This window comes from Chlorogloeopsis fritschii PCC 6912, from assembly GCF_000317285.1.
In the GTDB taxonomy this organism is placed as follows: Bacteria; Cyanobacteriota; Cyanobacteriia; order Cyanobacteriales; family Nostocaceae; genus Chlorogloeopsis; species Chlorogloeopsis fritschii.
Genome location: NZ_AJLN01000014.1, coordinates 1 through 18,748, shown reverse-complemented (window position 1 = coordinate 18,748; position 18,748 = coordinate 1). Strand labels below are relative to the sequence as shown.

18 protein-coding genes are annotated in these 18,748 nt (G+C 42.9%); 8 read left to right on the top strand and 10 right to left on the bottom strand.

Annotated features, from left to right (window positions below; all coding sequences use genetic code 11):
* Positions 1-27: 27 nt before the first annotated feature.
* From UYC_RS0100160 to UYC_RS0100150, 3 genes are all read left to right on the top strand, one after another.
* Entirely contained in the window at positions 28-447 is a 420-nt protein-coding gene (locus UYC_RS0100160) for a hypothetical protein (RefSeq protein ID WP_235083055.1), read from the top strand.
* A gap of 97 nt (positions 448-544) precedes the next feature.
* Complete coding sequence (locus UYC_RS0100155) at positions 545-1,099, top strand: GNAT family N-acetyltransferase (RefSeq protein WP_016877618.1); 555 nt, start codon at positions 545-547, stop codon at positions 1,097-1,099.
* Between the two features lie 16 nt (positions 1,100-1,115).
* The gene (locus tag UYC_RS0100150; RefSeq protein ID WP_016877617.1) at positions 1,116-1,604 is read left to right on the top strand and encodes a hypothetical protein; all 489 of its coding nucleotides are present in this window, start codon (positions 1,116-1,118) and stop codon (positions 1,602-1,604) included.
* A gap of 31 nt (positions 1,605-1,635) precedes the next feature.
* Here UYC_RS0100150 and UYC_RS37310 read toward each other — a convergent pair whose 3' ends face one another.
* The 8 genes from UYC_RS37310 to UYC_RS0100110 all read right to left on the bottom strand — a co-directional run bounded on the left by UYC_RS37310 (position 1,636) and on the right by UYC_RS0100110 (position 7,203).
* Positions 1,636-1,788, bottom strand: coding sequence for a hypothetical protein (locus UYC_RS37310; protein WP_016879177.1), 153 nt, complete (start codon positions 1,786-1,788; stop codon positions 1,636-1,638).
* 177 nt (positions 1,789-1,965) lie between these two features.
* On the bottom strand, positions 1,966-2,559 hold the full coding sequence (locus UYC_RS0100140; RefSeq protein WP_016877616.1) for a cupredoxin domain-containing protein: 594 nt from the start codon (positions 2,557-2,559) through the stop codon (positions 1,966-1,968).
* A gap of 3 nt (positions 2,560-2,562) precedes the next feature.
* On the bottom strand, positions 2,563-4,833 hold the full coding sequence (locus tag UYC_RS35135) for a heavy metal translocating P-type ATPase (RefSeq protein WP_016877615.1): 2,271 nt from the start codon (positions 4,831-4,833) through the stop codon (positions 2,563-2,565).
* A 100-nt stretch (positions 4,834-4,933) separates the two neighbouring features.
* Positions 4,934-5,446: a DUF2231 domain-containing protein gene (locus UYC_RS0100130; RefSeq protein ID WP_016877614.1), complete on the bottom strand. Its 513-nt coding sequence runs from the start codon at positions 5,444-5,446 to the stop codon at positions 4,934-4,936.
* Between the two features lie 46 nt (positions 5,447-5,492).
* Entirely contained in the window at positions 5,493-5,687 is a 195-nt protein-coding gene (locus UYC_RS0100125) for a heavy-metal-associated domain-containing protein (protein WP_016877613.1), read from the bottom strand.
* 248 nt (positions 5,688-5,935) lie between these two features.
* On the bottom strand, positions 5,936-6,268 hold the full coding sequence (locus tag UYC_RS0100120) for a four-helix bundle copper-binding protein (RefSeq protein ID WP_016877612.1): 333 nt from the start codon (positions 6,266-6,268) through the stop codon (positions 5,936-5,938).
* Positions 6,269-6,279: 11 nt separating this feature from the next.
* On the bottom strand, positions 6,280-6,726 hold the full coding sequence (locus UYC_RS0100115; protein ID WP_016877611.1) for a four-helix bundle copper-binding protein: 447 nt from the start codon (positions 6,724-6,726) through the stop codon (positions 6,280-6,282).
* A 108-nt stretch (positions 6,727-6,834) separates the two neighbouring features.
* Positions 6,835-7,203 (bottom strand): four-helix bundle copper-binding protein, encoded by a 369-nt coding sequence (locus UYC_RS0100110; protein WP_016877610.1) that lies wholly within the window; start codon positions 7,201-7,203, stop codon positions 6,835-6,837.
* A 267-nt stretch (positions 7,204-7,470) separates the two neighbouring features.
* Between UYC_RS0100110 and gorA the strand changes: the two genes are divergently transcribed.
* Both gorA and fldA read left to right on the top strand, forming a co-directional pair.
* Positions 7,471-8,811, top strand: coding sequence for a glutathione-disulfide reductase (gene gorA / locus UYC_RS0100105; protein WP_016877609.1), 1,341 nt, complete (start codon positions 7,471-7,473; stop codon positions 8,809-8,811).
* Between the two features lie 247 nt (positions 8,812-9,058).
* On the top strand, positions 9,059-9,571 hold the full coding sequence (gene fldA, locus UYC_RS0100100; protein ID WP_016877608.1) for a flavodoxin FldA: 513 nt from the start codon (positions 9,059-9,061) through the stop codon (positions 9,569-9,571).
* A gap of 521 nt (positions 9,572-10,092) precedes the next feature.
* On the opposite strand, the gene UYC_RS0100095 is transcribed toward fldA, so the two are convergent.
* On the bottom strand, positions 10,093-11,781 hold the full coding sequence (locus UYC_RS0100095) for an iron uptake porin (RefSeq protein WP_016877607.1): 1,689 nt from the start codon (positions 11,779-11,781) through the stop codon (positions 10,093-10,095).
* 225 nt (positions 11,782-12,006) lie between these two features.
* Positions 12,007-15,060 carry a cation-translocating P-type ATPase gene (locus UYC_RS0100090; RefSeq protein WP_016877606.1) on the bottom strand — a complete coding sequence of 1,018 codons (3,054 nt, stop codon included), beginning with the start codon at positions 15,058-15,060 and terminating at the stop codon, positions 12,007-12,009.
* A gap of 404 nt (positions 15,061-15,464) precedes the next feature.
* On the opposite strand from UYC_RS0100090, the gene UYC_RS0100085 reads away from it, so the two are divergent.
* The 3 genes from UYC_RS0100085 to UYC_RS35130 all read left to right on the top strand — a co-directional run.
* Complete coding sequence (locus UYC_RS0100085; RefSeq protein ID WP_016877605.1) at positions 15,465-16,190, top strand: DUF305 domain-containing protein; 726 nt, start codon at positions 15,465-15,467, stop codon at positions 16,188-16,190.
* Positions 16,191-16,410: 220 nt separating this feature from the next.
* The gene (locus UYC_RS0100080; RefSeq protein WP_016877604.1) at positions 16,411-18,102 is read left to right on the top strand and encodes an efflux RND transporter periplasmic adaptor subunit; all 1,692 of its coding nucleotides are present in this window, start codon (positions 16,411-16,413) and stop codon (positions 18,100-18,102) included.
* Between the two features lie 58 nt (positions 18,103-18,160).
* A partial coding sequence (locus UYC_RS35130) for an efflux RND transporter permease subunit (protein WP_040431923.1) occupies positions 18,161-18,748 on the top strand: 588 nt, incomplete at its 3' end.

Sequence of the window (18,748 nt, the reverse complement as noted above, 5' to 3'; positions counted from 1 at the left end):
AAAAATATATAATGCCGTTGTTTGTGGTTGCTTGATACACGATTCGAGCAAATAATCAGTAATTCAACACGGAAACGGTATGCAAATGAGGTAAGAAAAGCTTGGGATTATTACAAAACTTATTGCGGTAAAGACGAACAGCAATACAGTCAAGTATGGGTGAGGACATACAACTTCAACGTTTGTAAGTTTGAATTTATTATTGCTGATTGGGAGTTTTTTCAATATCTTGAAGATAATGCCGATGCTCGCACACAGTATGTTGAAGAAGTAGAGATTTTTAGTGAAAAAGTTAAAGCGTTAAAAGATTTAGGTATTTTTGAAAAACTCTTGCTACAAGAGGAATATAATTACATCAATTATGAGGGAAAGAAAAGCCTAACAACCGCTGCTTATATTAAGTATCGTAGACCACTGCTTAATTGCATTACAACAATTATCTCCTAATACCCATTCTTTATCAAGTTGCACCAAAGAGAGCTTGAAGGATTAAGTTTAATATTACAATAAGTCTAATTATTAAGTCTAATTATCAGGTAAATTGGTGCGCTTACAAGTCCAGTTAAATTGTGGCACTGACAATCAACTAATCGATGGGGTTATTGTTGAACTTGCACAAAATCACATTGATGATTTTGAAAACCTTTGGCGCGAGCAATTACGTGTTTTTCAGACCGAGGATAAATTCTGGGATTGGTTGTTTAAACTTGGCTACATCAGCAACAATGAAAACGAAGAAGGTTACGCTCTCGAAGTAGGAGGCTGCACCCAAGGGTTGATGATGGTGGAAACTCAACTCCACGGTTCGCGAGAGGCTATCGGACAGCGATTAGTATACATTCAGTACATCACCTCAGCTCCGTGGAACCGTAAGGAAATCCAACGCCCACCGCGATATAAGGGAGTGGGGACGGCATTGCTGCGATACGCCCGAATTAGGAGCGTCGAGTTGGGATATGGTGGGAGAGTTGGCTTGCACTCGTTACGTTCTAGCGAACGGTTTTACGAAAATCAAGGCATGATTGACTTTGGTTCCGAAGAAGAGTACGAAGATATGACATATTTCGAGTACGGTTTGCTGCGCCGCCCATTACGATAGTGCTGGAGGAAAAATAATGAACGAAGAAATAACTATTGGCGAAGCTATCGATTTACTATTTCACCCTGCATCATTTCAAGAAGCAATCCGTATCGAGGACGAGGCTGACTGTGATGTGACAGCAGGGTTGGATTGGGGAACAGCTATAAGTGCATTATTGAAAAATCCTGGTTTGCTAGGCAGAATGACGCAACTGCGTGTCTCACTCAACCGCGAAATCCGCCATCTGCTCTCCGAGTGGAATTTAGGAGTGGGAGAAGAAGCTGCGGTTGTTGTTGCGCGATCGCTTTTGTTATCCCGATTAAAATCGCCATCCGCATCTGTATTACCAATGCTTGAAGGTATCTTGATGCAAAATGACCTGTATGGGGAAGAGTTTATCCAAAATTCCGACATTTTGCGACAGTTACTTGGAGTTCTGCTTGTTGATAGCGACTGGGAAAACATTGCAACTGCTGCGGCAAATGCAGTTAGGATGCAAGTGATGCAACGAATATCTGCTTGAGTAAAAGAAATTATGGACAATTCGGATCACATTATGCTTTAAGTATAGTTTGAGAAAGATTGTTACCTGTTCCATGCCGCAGCATATGGGCATGAACTGGAAAAGGTAAACCTGCTAACTCACCAGCTTGCTCAACAATACCGCCTATCGAATACAGTCGCTTTTGACGAGTATGCGCACACAATTGTTATTCATCCGACGGTTGGCGAAGAGTTTTTCAGCTTACGGTGAGTCCTCATTGGGTATGGCAGCGATCACACTCACAGGCTGCTGTCTATATATTCTAATCGAATAGACGTTCACTATTCAGAAATAATTTCTATTTGAGAAAATTTGATTAAGACTGAATATTTCCTTTTTATCAAGAACTGCTGTAGGTAGTGTGACGAGCTTTTAATGATGAGGAACCATTCATATTGGACAGATTTGACCTTTGCACTTCCACGACTCCACGAAACATATTCATACCGCAGGTAAAGGGATATTGCCCTGGTTTTTCAGGTGTAAACTCAACAGAGGTGACGTGATTCAGGTCTAATTGTTGAGCAATGTGAAAATCGGGTAACAATACTTGCTCCAAACAACTACTCGGATCTCGTCGCATGAAATTTAACCGAACTTTTTGACCTGCATTCACGACTATACGGCTTGGTTCATAGCCACCATCGACCAAAATAGTGACTTCCTCTATTCCTTGATTAGTTTCAGCCTGCTGGAACTTGGTTTTACTCCAAATGAACCACCATAGCTCCAGCCCAATTAATGCTATGCCACCCACAGTCACACCGACTTTTACACCTAAAGGTTGCTCAATGCGGCGAAACTGAGTAGTTTGCTCTGTTTCGGATAATGGCATTTCGCCTGGCGGCATTTGGGCACGTGTTACGCCTGAAGTAACACCAAGCAAAAATCCCAAAGCAATAAGGTGTCCGAAAATTGTTTTTTTACTGAACATTGCTTAAACTCCACCAAATGTTTTGGGTTGAAAATTCCGCAAGCGCAAGGCGTTAGTGACGACAGAAACAGAGCTAAATGCCATTGCTCCCCCAGCAATAATTGGATTAAGTAACCAGCCAAACAAGGGAAACAAAATTCCGGCAGCAATGGGAATGCCAGCAACATTGTAGATAAAGGCAAAGAAAAGATTTTGACGAATGTTGCGAATGGTGGCGCGACTAAGCCCAATCGCCGTGACAATGCCTTGTAAATCTCCAGAAATTAGGGTGATATCACTAGCGGCGATCGCTACATCTGTCCCTGTACCAATGGCAATCCCTACATCTGCCTGCGCTAGTGCTGGTGCGTCATTGATGCCATCACCTACCATTGCCACCAGTTTTCCTTCTCTTTGGAGTGTTGCCACAGTAGCCGCTTTTTGATCTGGTCGTACTTCGGCTTCGACTCGTGTAATCCCAACTTGTTGAGCGATCGCTTTGGCTGTACGACGATTATCTCCAGTCAGCATAACCACCTCTAAACCTAACCTCCGCAGCGCTCTGACTGCTGCTGGTGAGGATGGTTTTATGGCATCTGCGATTCCCATCAATCCTTGAATTTCCCCATCCACTGCAATCCAAACAACAGTTTTACCAGATGCTTCTAAAATGTTTTTGTGCTGCTGGAGGGCGCTGGTATCAACACCTAATTCTTCCATCCAGCGTTGCGTACCAATTTGTACTAGATGGTCTGAAATAATGCCTTGGACACCACTTCCAGCAATGGCTTCAAAATTCCTGGCTTCTTGGGGAATTACCTCTTGGGTTTTGGCATATGTGACAATAGCTTCTGCCAAAGGGTGTTCAGAATTCCTTTCTACAGACGCTGCTAGTTGCAGAAGTTTTAACTCATTACGGTTGGCTGTACCGTTATTAGTCACAAAATCTGTAACAGTGGGCTTTCCTTGAGTTATGGTTCCTGTTTTATCCAGCACGATAGTCTGGATTTTGTGCGCTAGTTCCAAGCTTTCGGCTCCCTTAATGAGAATGCCGTTTTCTGCCCCTTTACCTGTCCCTACCATCACTGAGGTGGGAGTAGCTAAACCCAAGGCACAAGGACAGGCGATAATTAACACGCCAACTGTAGTGATTGTCGCTAGGGTGAGATTGCCCATCACGTCAAACCAAATGACAAAGGTGGTAATAGCGATCGCTAACACTGCTGGTACAAACCACCCAGTCACTTGATCTGCTAAACGTTGAATCGGAGCTTTGGAGCCTTGAGCCTGTTGTACCAGTTTGACAATTTGGGACAAAACTGTATCCTTACCAACTCGTGTAGCGCGAAACTTAAAGCTACCAGTTTTGTTAATCGTGGCTCCAATTACCTCATCAGAAGGCTGCTTCTTAACTGGCATACTCTCGCCTGTCACCATTGATTCATCTACCGTGGAAGCACCTTCAATCACCTCGCCATCCACCGGAATTTTTTCACCGGGACGCACCAAAATCACATCTCCAATTTGAACTTCCTGGATGGGTACATCCATTTCTTTTCCATCTCGGATGATGCGAGCATCTCTTGCTTGCAAACCAATTAGTTTGCGGATAGCTTCGGAAGTTTGACCTCTAGCGCGATTTTCCAACAGCCGACCCAGTAATATCAAAGTGGTGATAACTGTTGCAGCTTCATAATACACATCAGGCATTAAACCTTGAGCGATAAAGAATCTAGGGAAAAGAGTGACAAACAGCGAATAGAAATAAGCTGCGCTAGTACCTAAAGCTACTAGGGTATCCATCGTTGCAGCATGGCGTTTAAGGGCTTTCCAGGCATTTCGATAAAAGGAAGCACCGCACCAAAACTGTACAGGAGTCGCCAGTACTAACTGTACCCAGGGATTATCTAGTAATAATAAGCTAACCCAACGTAGGTTTAACCCGGTCATGGCAGATAATGCCCCAATCACAATTAGGGTGCTGAGAATACCTCCAACTACAACTTTGCGTGTGAGGTCGCGTGACTCTGCCTTACGGGCAGCTTTCTCAGCATCATCTTCCCCTGTCACCATTTCTTGTTCTTGAAGGGAATAAGACGAGTATCCCGCAGCATCTATAGCCTCTTGGATTTTTTCTATATTGGTTTTGAGGGGATCGTACTGAATTGTAGCTTGTTCCGCGCCGAAGTTAACTTTAGCGTCACTAACACCAGCAACAGTGCGAATCCCTTCTTCGATGTTGTTAGCGCAGGAGGCACAACTCATGCCCCGAAGTTTAACTGTGACGGTATCCATAGTAATACTAGCTTTTTAGCTAGTGCTTTGATTAAATTTTAGAAACAGTAACGAACATTTAAGATAATTTGTGTGATTGAAGCTCGTACTTAACTGAACTTCAATGGCTGTGGCGATCGCTACTATTGCTTCCTCCTGCAACCCTAGCTATACGCCGCCGCGCTTCGTTTGCTGGCTCCGTTCCCTGTCCTGTAGGAGCAACACCCACGCCATTTGAGTACACAAGTTCGCTACCCAGCCATCCCTGAAACAAAGTCAGTCCCAGCACCACGACAGCTACCACCAAATAACCCCATCCCCAATTAAAGCGTGGGTTGTACTGGATGAGCCAGCGCCAAATTGTTAGCCCTGCAATGGCAGCTGCAAGGGTAAAGCCAACCCTCATGTGGGTGTGAACGTGCTGATGGGCTGTATGTTCAAGTCTTTCGCGTCTCATATCGAACAGTCCGGCAGGAACAGCGATCGCCGCCCCAATTAAAGCTCCAACCAGTGCCCACCAGCCCGTTGCCTGCAAAGACGCGTTATCCATTAAGTAACCAAATCCATCAGCAACAACCGAAAGGGTGACAAGGGCGATGGGAAAGTGAACAATAGCGGGATGAATCGGTGGCATGATTGGTACCTTATCGAAACGTTAGTCAGTTACCTGTTGCCTACTTTCAAGCTGCGGGATAGCCAACGGCAGCAATCGCTTGTTTAATTTCCGCTGCTGGTTGCTGTGTCTCAACCCTGACCATTTTTGTTTTCGTGTCAACTTCTACTTTTGCCGTTGCATCAACACTTTTAACTGCTTTAGTGACGGTATCTACACAAGAAGCACAGGCGATTTTCGGAACTTTAAGTTGTAATGGCATTTGCTTATCTCCAGGAAATTAACGTTTTCTTGAAGAACTAATTCTATTTTTAAATCTCCAGTTAACTAAAGAGTCAAGAGGAAAATACGTTCTCGTTAAAAGTTTTATTGTTTTATTCCTGAGTAACTTAATAGGTGTAAGGCAATCGAATTGTAGCAAAGAATAACTTTTTTCCTGTGATGCATTTCCCTCCTTAATCTTTAAGGAGGGTAGTATACATCTCGGCTACCTTTACTGTTTGAGATTAATTAAGCTACACCTGCAACAGTGGCGATTTTGCGATATTCCTCAGCAGCTTGGCGACAAGCTTGTGCACACTTTTGACAATGGGGGTTATCTGGGTACTTCTCACATTCACTGGCGCAGGCTTCGCAAATTTCGATACAAGAGCGAACAATTTGGGGAATGAAGCGCGAACTACGGCTCATATATGCAGCAGAAGTCCAGCATATTTGAGCACAATCTATGCACAGGCGAGCGCATTCAGGCATACTACCCAGGCATTCATCAGCACAGTGTTCGCATTCATAGGCGCAATGAACAGCAATATCTACACTGGATTGAGGTATTTTATGTGCCATTGTAATTCTCCTTAGATTAACAAGTCTTGGTTTAAGTCTGTTTTTAAACGTGCCTCTGCATGAGTTTCGATTGCAACGTTAGACATTTGCCGACAAGACTCGGCACAGCGACGGCACATATCAGCGCAAGCTTTCATTTGAGCATCATCACCCATGCGAAGCTCCTTTGGAGCCGCTACGCGAACGTAATTCTCCGCACACCGCTCACACACTTCTGCACAAACCTCGCAGGTACGAGGGTGTAACTGGGAAGTCCGTAGCATAAAATTAGCACTGGTTTGACAAATTTCAGCGCAGTCAAGCAGTAGTCGAATATGAGATTGTTCTACGTGATTGCCACCCTTTTGCAGACAGTATGTCACTGTATTCAAGCAGATGCTATGGCAGTCCAAGCAGTTCTGAATGCACTCCTGCATTCCTTGATTCACTTGGTTCAAGGTGAGTTGTTGTACAGTCATTCTTCAAACCTATGCAATTACTTGGATCGCTGTTTATGTATGCATAGTGGTTTTGCACTCGCTGACTATCGGATTACGGCAGCCAGCTTTTACAGCGTTTACAGTGACTTATGCAGTTGCCATTGACATTTGCCGACAAGATTGGGCACAACGACGACACATATCCGCGCAAGCTTTCATTTGAGCATCATCGCCCATGCGATCGCAATTCTCCGCACACCGCTCACAAACTTCCGCGCAAACCCCACAGGTACGAGCGTGTAACTGGGAAGTTCTTAGCATAAAATTAGCGCTGGTTTCACAAATTTCAGCGCAGTCGAGCAATAGTTGAATGTGAGATTGTTCTGCGTGATTGCCACCTTTTTGTAAGCAATATGTCACCGTATTCAAGCAGATGCTATGGCAGGCTAAGCAGTTCTGAATGCATTCCTGCATCTGTTGATTAACTTGGTTTAAGGTAAGTTGTTGTATTGCCATGGTTTTTACATCTCCAATTGCTTAGGTCAGAGGCAGAATTTCCTCTAGCCTCACCTTAAAAATGTTGAGGTACATTTACCTCTACCTAATGGATTAACGAGTATTTATTACCAATGAAATATAAGGATTTCATACTAATTTCATTTCTGTATGCATATCTAATTTTTTGTACTTAGGATTACAAGGATTTCATGCAAATTTCATCTTTCTACGAAAAGCTAAATATATAAGGAAACATAGCAATTTTTATAAACAAGGTTAATAATTATGAGCTTTGATTACGACCTTTTTGTAATTGGCGCAGGACCGGGAGGACTTGCTGCCTCAGAACGGGCTGCTAATTATGGGGCAAGGGTGGCAATTGCTGAACAAGACCAAGTAGGCGGTACTTGTGTCGTTCATGGTTGCATTCCAGAAAAAATGATGATCTATGCTGCAAGTTTCTCCCAAATTTTTAGAAATGCTGATGAATACGGCTGGGGAAAAGTTCAGAAAAACTTTGATTGGTGTCAGTTTATTGCAGCTAGAAACCGTGAAATCAACCATCTAAGCAAGGTGCATACTCAGCATTTACAAAAAGCAGGAGTTGAACTGTTAAAAGGACACGCCCAATTCTTAGATGCTCACACCTTGGAAATCGAAGGAAGACAGATTACAGCTGACAAAATTTTGATTGCAGCGGGTGGAAAAGATGTAAAGCCAAACATCCCAGGAGTTGAATATGCTATCAGCACTCTTGAAATGCTACAACTTGAACAGCAACCAGAACACTTAGCAATTATCGGCAGCAACCATATTGCTGTAAAGCTAGCAGGAATTATGAATGGCCTAATTTCAAAGGTCACGCAGATAGTAACTGAAGACAAGATTCTGCCAGGCTGCGATGAAGATATTCGCACAACTATTCAAGAGGAAATGACTCGATTAGGAATCAGAATTTGCTGCAATAGTTCTGTTAAAAAAATTGAACAAGCACAGAATTGTTTGAATTTAATCGTATCAGGTGATAGTGAGCCAGTGACTGTAGAAACAGTTGTCTTTATCACAGATCGTGTCCCTAATTTAGATAGGCTGGATTTAGAGAATGCAGGGGTTAAGGTAGATGAAGGGGGGGTTGTTGTAGATGAATACAGCCGTACTTCTGTGGCAAACATTTTTGCTGTTGGTGATTGCACTCCTAGACCTCATTGGACTCCAGTGGCGATCGCTGCTGGTCGCGCTTTCGCTGATACAGAATTTGGCAAGCATCCTCACACAGTTAGTTATGAAACTATTCCTCATGTATTGGCTTCCCAACCTGAAGCCGCTACAGTTGGGTTAACAGAAGCTCAAGCCCGCGCACAATTTAGTGAATCTGTACACTGCTATTCTAAAAAGTTTCAACCACTATTCAACTTAATAGGTGAATCGGAGCAACAAACCTTGATTAAGTTAGTGGTTGCTGGCAACTCAGAGCGAGTTCTAGGCGCTCATATGGTAGGGAATTACGCCGCAGAGGTGATCCAAATGATTGGTCTTGCTATGAAAGCAGGTGTTACCAAGCAACATTTTGATCGCACAATTGGTATTCATCCAACGGTTGGCGAAGAGTTTTTCAGCTTACGGTGAGTCCTCATTGGGTATGGTAGCGATCGCACTCACAGGCTGCTGTCTGTTCTTTTCCTAAGTAAAGTAAATCTACCGCACAGATGATTTAAGGCATTGCTCTTGCTTTTAACATGGGTGTTACTAAGAAAGACTTTGACATAACTATCAGCATTCATCTTCAACTAAATAGTTTGTACATTGAGGCGCTAAAGCTAGATTTCTGTGTTCTTCACTAATGTTGGAGATTGTCAGCTAAAAAGGAGGGAAAATGGCTAATATTGGCTTATTCTATGGCAGTGAAACAGGCTACACCCAAATAGAAGCAGAAATGATTCAAAAGGAATTTGGTGGGGAGTCTGTGGTGGAGGTTTTTGATATTGCAAGGGCTGAAGCAAGTGATTTTGAAAACTTTGAATACATTATCATTGGTTGTCCCACTTGGAATGTTGGTGAACTACAAAGTGCTTGGGAATATTTTTACGATGAGCTAGACAACATAGATTTTAGTGGCAAGAAAGTTGCTTATTTTGGACCAGGCGATCAGGTAGGTTATCCTGATACTTTTGAAGATGCACTCGGCATTTTAGAAGAAAAAATTTCAGAGCAGGGCGGTACAACAGTAGGGTACTGGCCTACTGATGGTTATGAGTTTAATGAGTCTAAAGCAGTTAGGGATGGCAAATTTGTCGGTCTTGCTCTTGATGAAGATAACCAGCCTGATTTGACCGAAGAGCGAATCAAAGCCTGGGTTGTACAACTGAAGAAAGAATTTGGCTTATAGGAGAGTTATTTGATTGAGCTTGTTGTAAATGAGTCAATACAGTTTATTGCCCTTACCTATCTACGAAATGCTAGGTACTATGATTTTAGCAGTAGATAATTTATAAGAAAAACTCAGTAGACCCCATTGCCCAGTAGGTGTAAGTGAAATTTAGTTAGAGGAGTTATTAAATCTAACTAATTGCAAGAGGTCTATTGAGTTATTTTTGAGTTATTTTTATTCTGACAGGTAAAGATGAAATTAAGATGAAATATGAAGTTATTTCCGAAAATTTATAACTGCATTTAAAACCAACTACAGTATCAATAAAAAGCTAAATTTCTTCATCATTTCAGGTAATAAAAATAGGCATCATTTTTGACCTATTATTATAAGTAAAGCAATCCTTATTTCTATCAAGTGTCAACCTCAATATATATGCTAATTTTTTCATACAAAAGCCCGCCCGTAGGCGAGCTTAGATTTATCTAATCAACAATAGCTAATTGCTAATAACAATTGACCACTATCAGTTAGCAGTTTTAGAAAGTGAAAGTGGTGCGAAGTGTACCTACATAGATGGTGTCATTGTCGTTATTATGTTCTGGGTTGAAGATCACTATTGCACCAGGGGTGACGGAAATATTATCAGTGAGTTGCAGTCTGTACAGCGCCTCTAGGTGGTAGGAGGTGTCGTTGTCTTCACGCCTAGTGGTTCTTGCAGCAGAAGTGAATGCATCATTGTCGCTTACTTTAGGTGGTTGACCGAAGATGAGACCAAGCAAGTTTCCCTCTTTGCCAAAATCTTTGAGGGCAAGGGTTGCAGCCCAGTAGTTCATTGATGCCTCATCACCTTCATCCACACCTGTACCATCTGCCTTGGCTTCTGCGTTGCTATAACCGTACCAACCACTAATAGTTAACTTTGAACTGGGTTTGAAAGCAACTTCTACACCATAGTGGTTAGCGACAGTGGCAACACCATTGAAAGGGTTACCTGCGTATACACTACCTGTGCCCTCAAACATATTTACACCAGACAGACTATTTTGATAGTTGCGAGCGTAGGTCAGACCAATATTAAATGCATCACTGGGCTGGAAGGCTATCTGACCAAGAGCTGTATAAGCACCATTAGTCAGACCTCCATCTGAACCAGAATTGTTAGCTGTGCGAGCTATATAAGCTGCAGATGCACTGAAAGATCCTTTAGGGTTGAAAGTTATGGTTGCACCTGCACCACCGAAACCAGTGCGGTAGATGGGACTAAAGCGACCGTAGCGAGATAAAGCGCCTTTAGCGTCACTTGCAAGGTCAGGGTTAAAGTTGTTGATGTTGTCATATATATTGCCATCAGCAGCATCAACTTTTACTTGTACTGCCTCACTCAGGTTAAAAGTATAGTTGACTTTATCAATGACAGTGTCGTTGTCCTGATTTCCATCAAAGCCAAAGCGGGTCATATTAGTACCCGTTACATTTGTGTCATACGGAGTGATGTTGCGAGACTGTAAACGGATCTGCAACAGGTCTGAACCTGTAAAGCTGCTGTTCAACCTTAGACGAACTCGATCGGCGAAGATAATGTTGGAATCTAGGTCGGGAGCTGTATCTGGATCTACACCAGAGGGAACTGCCCTCTTGTCGCTACCGAAAATGTCAGAAACGTTGAAAATCACTTCTCCAACTAGTTTTGTGGTAGTCGAGAACTGATTAGCTTCCAGTTCGGCAGTGCGAGCTTCTAAAGTATCTACACGACCACGTAAGGTAGCAAGTTCCGCAGAAAATTCTTCTTGCAAACGCTGTAAGGTAGCCAGGTCTTCTTTTGTTACTAAATCAGCTGTCGCTGTAGCAATTAGTTCGTTAACCCTGTCTAAACAAGCATTCAATCCTGCGGCAAATTCATAACGGGTTAAAGCACGGTTACCACGATACGTACCATTCGGATAACCTGCAATACAACCGTAGCGCTCCACTAAGGATTGCAAAGCTTGGAATGCCCAATCTGTGGGTTGTACATCGGAAAACTGCGAAACTGATGTGACTTGGGCAGTCTCATCACTGTACTGCTGCGTTTGGCTTAAAGAAGAATCTTTCGGAAGAGAATTTGCTTGTTGTTTAACTTCAGTTTGAACTGGAATTTCAGCAGCTAATGCTGCTCCTGAAAAAGCTAAGTTGGCTAATAAAACTCCGGGACTAATTAGCAGGCATTTCCACAATAACTTAGACATGATTGTTTACTCTTCACACCAAAGTAAATATTTACAGGGGACACCCCTATAAATAGATTCTCAAAGCATGATGAAATTAAGATGAAATTTCAAATTTTGAATCAAATAAATTAGTTAAGTAATGCAAACATTTTATCAGAGGTTTGTCAAGTTTAATTCCAATAAAAATAAAATCATAGCATGATGAAATTAGGATGAAATTACAAGTAACTGAATTAAATAAATTCAATGAGTAAAAAACCACTTAATAAACAACTTTTCTAGCTCAATCCAAACAAACATCAAAGCACTAAATCCGATAGAAATAGCAAGTTCTATGGAATTTAGCCAGTGAGTATCAAAAAAATTTCGTAGCGGTGCAACGTAGATCAACATGAGCTGTAATACTGTGGTCAGGGTAATTGCAGCAAGTACATAGGGATTGGAGAAAGGATTTAGCTGTAGAGTTAGTTGTGTATTGGAGCGGATTGCCAGCGCATGACCCATCTGTGCTAAACACAGACTTGTGAATACTATTGTCTTCCATCGGTCGGGTTCACCTGAATTTTGGGTATAGTTGTAAGCCCATGCCATCAAAGCAATGGTAAGAATTGCAAAAATAATGCCAATGCGGATAATGTACAGTCCTAGTCCTCGGGCAAAAACACTCTCATGGGGGTTGTAAGGAGGACGGCGCATTACATCAGGTTCAGCAGGTTCCATTGCCAAAGCCAAGGCAGGTAAACCGTCTGTTACTAGGTTCATCCAGAGGATTTGTAATGGGGAGAGAGGAACTCCCCCTAAACCGAGGAGAGGAGCAGCCGCAACTGTCAAAACTTCACCAACGTTGCTACCTAAAATATATTTGATAAAGCGGCGAATGTTGTCGTAGACCACCCGACCTTCTTCAATAGCAGCAACAATGGTGGCAAAGTTGTCATCTAGCAGAACCATATCACTAGCTTCCTTGCTCACGTCGGTGCCAGTGATACCCATTGCAATACCAATATCTGCACGGCGTAGGGCTGGGGCATCATTCACGCCGTCTCCAGTCATTGCTACTAATTGGCCCCGTTTCTTGAGCGCTTGGACAATTCGCAATTTGTGTTCGGGAGAGACACGGGCATAAACTGATACATAGTTAACTTGTTGCTCTAATTCTACGGATTCTAGCTTTTCTAAGTCCTGACCGTTGAGAACAATATCACCTTGTTTAGCTATACCTAAGTCATAGGCGATCGCAGTTGCTGTTAACTGATGATCTCCTGTAATCATTACTGGGCGAATGCCTGCTTCCTGACATCTCCTTACGGCTTCTCTTACTTCTGGCCTAGGTGCATCTAGCATTCCGACTAATCCTAACCAAATTAGCTCTTGCTCTATTGTTTCTTCAGAGCCTTCAGAAGGTAGAGTTTTCAAGGGCTTGTATGCCAATCCCAGCACTCGCAGTCCCTTAGAAGCCATTTGGTTGTTCTGCTCAAGGATATGGGCGCGTTGGCGATCGCTCAGTGGTTGAGTGCATTCAGTAGCTCTAGCGCGTGCTCCATCGTGAAGTGTTTGAGGAATCGAATCACCGTCTTGATACGAAGTGCAGAGTCCCAAGACTAACTCTGGAGAACCCTTAGTGAACATCAGGTAGGCAGAGTCTTCAGCAGAAGCGGAATTTAACTGCTGGCTAAACACGACACACTCATCAGTTTCTACAATTACGCTCATTCGTTTGCGTTCTGAAGAAAAGGGAAACTCTGCCACGCGGGGAAACAGTCTCTCAAGGCGCGTTTTCTCAATACCCGCTTTACCTGCTAAGGATAGCAGTGCCCCCTCAGTTGGATCTCCCAAAATCTCCCACTGATTCTGCTCGTAATCTAATACCGCATCATTGCACAGCACACAAGCAACTAATAGGGTTTGAAGTTCCGGATATTCGTCAGGATTGATATCTTTTGGTGCTACCTCTTGCGGAGTCCCTTTGCTACCTCTTCCCGCAAGAGAGTCAGTTGTTTTAGAAGTTGCTTCAAGAGGCTGTCTCTCTAATAAGTTAGAGCGGTTTTCATTCGAGTCGAATATGTTTGGTAGGACATCTACAGGTGGTGGTAGTTGTTCTGTATGAATCCCTATTTGGGATTGAAATTGATGTAGCTCAAATGTGCCGATAGGAGCATAGCCATCACCTGTTACCTTGAAAGAATGACTAGCACTGTGAACCCATTGCACAACCATTTTGTTTTGAGTCAGCGTGCCTGTTTTGTCCGAGCAGATAGTGGTCACTGAACCGAGAGTTTCCACTGCTGCCAACTTGCGAATTAAAGCATGACGACGCACCATTCGCTGAGTTCCAATTGCTAGAGTTACCGTAATCACGGCTGGCAAGCCTTCTGGCACCACAGCGACAGCCATACTCAAGGAAACTTCTAAAACTTCTTCAAAGTATCTTAAGCTACCTGTCCGTAGAATGCCGCCTAGCACAACTACAGCAACTATAATCAGGGAGCCTGTGACCAGAGCCTTTGCTAACTGAGACATCCGTTGTTGCATGGGAGTTGGTTCAGCCTCCACAGATTGGAGCATCTTGGCAATGCGACCAAGTTCTGTCTGCATTCCTGTTGCTGTTATCAGCACCTTGCCACGCCCTTGGACTACTTCTGTTCCTTGAAACACCATGTTTATGCGATCGCCTAAAGGAACATCGGTTGGTAATTGCATCTGCTCACGCTTGCTAACTGCAAGAGCCTCTCCAGTCAAAGCCGCTTCTCGAACTTGTAAATTTTGGCATTCCAGCAAACGACCATCTGCCGCTATTTGCATCCCCGCTTCTAGTAACATGACATCTCCAGGCACCAGTTCCTTTGCTTGCACCTCAATAATCCTGCCATCACGGATAACTCGGACTTTCGGAGAGCTAAGGCGTTTGAGAGCAACAAGGGCTTTTTCTGCACGGTTTTCTTGTATAAAGCCCAGCAAACCATTAAGGATGACAATAGCAGATATCGCAATTGCATCCTTGGGAAATTCAGCAGCTCGCAGATCCAAGATTGCCGAAACTACCGCCACTGCCATCAGCATCAACAACATAATGTTGGTGAACTGATCTATTAGGATGGATAAAGAACTGCGACCGCTTTGTTCTTGTAGTTCATTATGCCCATAGCGCTGCAACCGGGCAATGGCTTGCTGGTTTGTTAGGCCAACATTGCGATCGCTGTCCAGCAATAAGAGAGATTCTTCTATTTCTATGGTGTGCCAAGCTGTTGCCATATCTGATACAGATTTGGAGTTAGAAGGAGTTATGGGAGATGGCATATAGTGCAGACTTACACCTGCTTAACTATAATTATTGGTTCACTTCTACACTTAGATTGACAGAACTTGATGAAATCAGAATGAAATACCGATTTCTTCTCAAAGAAATTTTTTAATATATTTCAGTGGTCAAATAAAATAAATTTGCCAGTACCCAAGAGACTGGTAGTTTAAGACTCTACTACCTATTGAGTGTCATCAGTAACAATCGTATTCACAGATTGGAGAGTAATAATTTCCTATTTGTGGTAAAGCAGATTTCATTCTCATTTCATTTCTTCACGCCAAACTAAATAGTAAGTATGTATGGTAATTACGGTACATCACGGTCAACTCTCTATCTAACTGGAGATTTCAAAATAGAGAAGGAAACTCTTTAATTTCAAAAGTCAAAAATTAATTTAATGTCTATGCGACCTATTTCTTGGAAAACTGGATTTTTTGCGTTTACTTTTGTAGCACTTGCATCTCTAACAGGCGGCGTGCTTACAGCTTGTTCTACAACTGCTTCCCAAAACCAAAGCCAAGCACCAAATACCGTCGCTAGCGGTACTAGTGATAACAAACAGATAAACCATGATAGCAGCATGATAGATCATGGTGGAATGAACCATAATATGGCTATGGATTTAGGCCCAGCTGATGCTAACTATGATTTGCGGTTTATTGATGCAATGACTTTGCATCATCGAGGAGCGATCGCAATGGCAAAAGAAGCTGAGCAAAAATCTCAACGCTCTGAAATAAAAAAATTAGCCCGTAACATCATTGTTGCTCAAAGTAGAGAAGAAAATGAGCTATTGCAGAAGTGGCGGAAAGCCTGGTATCCCCAAGCAAGTGCTGAGCCTGTTGCCTACGACGGCGAGGGTAAATCTGTGGTTCCTATGTCAAAAGAACAACAGAAAAGCATGACAATGCTTGAGGATCTCGGATCTGCCGATGCACAGTTCGACCTTCGGTTTATGAACGCAATGATTGCTCACCATGAAGGTGCTGTAATAATGGCCCAAGATGCTTTGAATAAGTCTAAACAACCTGAAATTAAGCAATTGGCTCAAGAAATTATTGATTCACAGCAAGCTGAGATTAATCAAATGAAGCAATGGCGACAAGCTTGGTACAACAAGTAAGTTAATTATTTATTGCTTTTTGCAGATGATATACCACTAATAGCCAAAGTGTTTGAAAATTTTAGCTGTGTGTTTCTTGATTTAAGGAGTAGTTTAAGTGCGATTTCATCCTAATTTCATTTCTATATGAAAGACTAAAAATGTGTGTAGATCTAACGCGCATCAATAACACTAATTACGATACGAAATCCCTTTCCTGTACTCAAGGACTTGAAGCACCATGTCCAACTCCTATCCCAAACCATCTACAGCAATTAGTCGTGTTTCTGGAACACTCCTAAGCCTGTTGTTATTAGCAAGTCCCGCAGTAGTTCTAGCTCATGGCGGACACGGAGATGAATTTCAAGGCCCAAACCAAGCCACTCAAACTACTGGCTCAATTCAGGTTGATGCAGAGACAGCCAAACGGTTAGGGATTAAAGTCGAGCCAGTTAAACGTCAGCGACTAGCTGTTGGCATAAAAACCACAGGGCAAATCGAAACTCTTCCTAGCCAAAAAGTGGAAGTGACTACCCCAATTACTGGGGCAAAAGTGGTTGAATTGTTGGTGGAACCTGGTGCAACAGTAAAAAAAAGTCAACCCGTTGCTGTTGTAACCAGCCCAGACTTGGTGACATTGCGAGTTGAATCACAAGAAAAACTAGCACAAGCTCAAGCTGACTTACAACAAGCACAAGCAGACTTGAGATTAGCTCAACAAAACTACGATCGCTATCAACAAATAGCTGACTCTGAAATCGCTCAAGCACAGAGTCAAGTATCATTTGCTCAAGAAAAGTATGACAAGGACAAGCAATTAGCTGATGCAGGTGCTTTACCACGTCGTAATGCCCTTGAATCCCAAACCCAGCTAGCAGAAGCTAAAGCAGAACTAACCAAAGCCAAGAGCCGCCGGGACGTGATCGAAGCGGAAAATCAACTCAAACGCGCTCAAGCAGCAGTAAATGTAGCACAATCACGTATCAACCTCAGTAATACTACTTATCAAACGCGACTGCAACAACTAGGAAACAGTGCCAATGCTAAAGGACTGGTGACAGTAACCGCTCCCATCTCCGGCAAGGTTGCTGATAGAGAAGTGACTATTGGTCAAACTTTTAATGATGCAGGTGGCAAATTAATGACGATTGTCAACGATAGTCGGCTTTTTGCCACAGCTAATATTTATGAAAAAGATTTAGGTAAGGTAAGAAATGGTCAAAGAATTAGTTTAAAAGTCGCTAGTATGCCTGAGCGTAACTTTTCTGGACGAATTTCTCGAATTGGTACAGTAGTAGAAGGAGAAACACGAGTAGTACCAGTACAAGCAGAAATTAATAATACTGGTGGGCAACTCAAACCGGGAATGTTCGCGGAGCTAGAAGTTCTCACAGATCAAACATCAGCAGCTATGGCTATTCCTACCTCAGCAGTGGTTGACGCGAATGGTAAAAAAGTTGTCTACGTGCAAAATGGCAATGCTTTCCAAGCTGCTGAAGTTAGCTTGGGTCAAACATCCGGTGATATGGTTGAAGTCAAAAGTGGTTTATTCGAGGGAGATATGATTGTGACGCAGCGTGCGCCGCAACTTTATGCCCAATCATTGCGGGGTGATACTAAGCAAAAAGTAGACGAACATACACAAGCTCCTTCGCAGACAACGGATGTTAAAACGTCTAGCTTACCAGTACCGCTGTGGTTGCTAGGAGTAGGTGGAGGAGCTGCAATAGCCACTATAGCTTTTATAGGTGGTGCTTTCTGGTCTGGTCGTCGCAGTAAATTGCAGCAGCTAGTACTAGTAGGCAGTTCGTCGGAGTTAGATGCTCCTGTTCATGAAACAGAAAGTTATCATAATAACTCTAAATCGCCAGCTTTATCTGGTTCAACCACAAATATAAATGAACATGAAGATCCTCATTATCCACAATCTTAACTAAATTCTATTGTCCATACTTCACCAGCAGCACGCACTTTCTTAAATTGAACAAAATATGCTAAATGCCATTCTCAAGTGGTCGATTATCCAACGCTGGATAGTGGTGCTAGGAGCAATTGTTGTGACATTTTTGGGTGCGTATAACCTTACCCAGATGCCCCTAGATGTCTTTCCTGATTTTGCCCCACCTCAGGTAGAAATTCAAACCGAAGCTCCAGGACTTGCTCCGGAAGAAGTCGAGTCTTTAATTACTTTACCAATAGAAAGTGCAGTTAATGGTACGCCGGGAGTAGAAACGGTGCGTTCTTCTTCGGCAGTGGGTATTTCTGTTGTGAAGGTGATTTTTAAATGGGGAACTAATGTTTATCAAGCACGGCAATTAGTCACAGAACGGTTGCAACAGGCGCTGCAAAAACTACCAGAAGGGGTGGAAAATCCGCAAATTTCCCCTATTTCTTCCCCGATTGGTACAGTTGTGCAATATGCTTTCACTACCGAAACAACTCCAATGATGGAAGTGCGGCGTTTGGTTGATCGAGATATTACCAACCGACTGCTAGCTGTACCGGGTGTTTCTCAGGTGATTGCCTATGGTGGTGATGTTCGCCAGTATCAGGTTTTAGTCGATCCAGCCCAGCTAAAA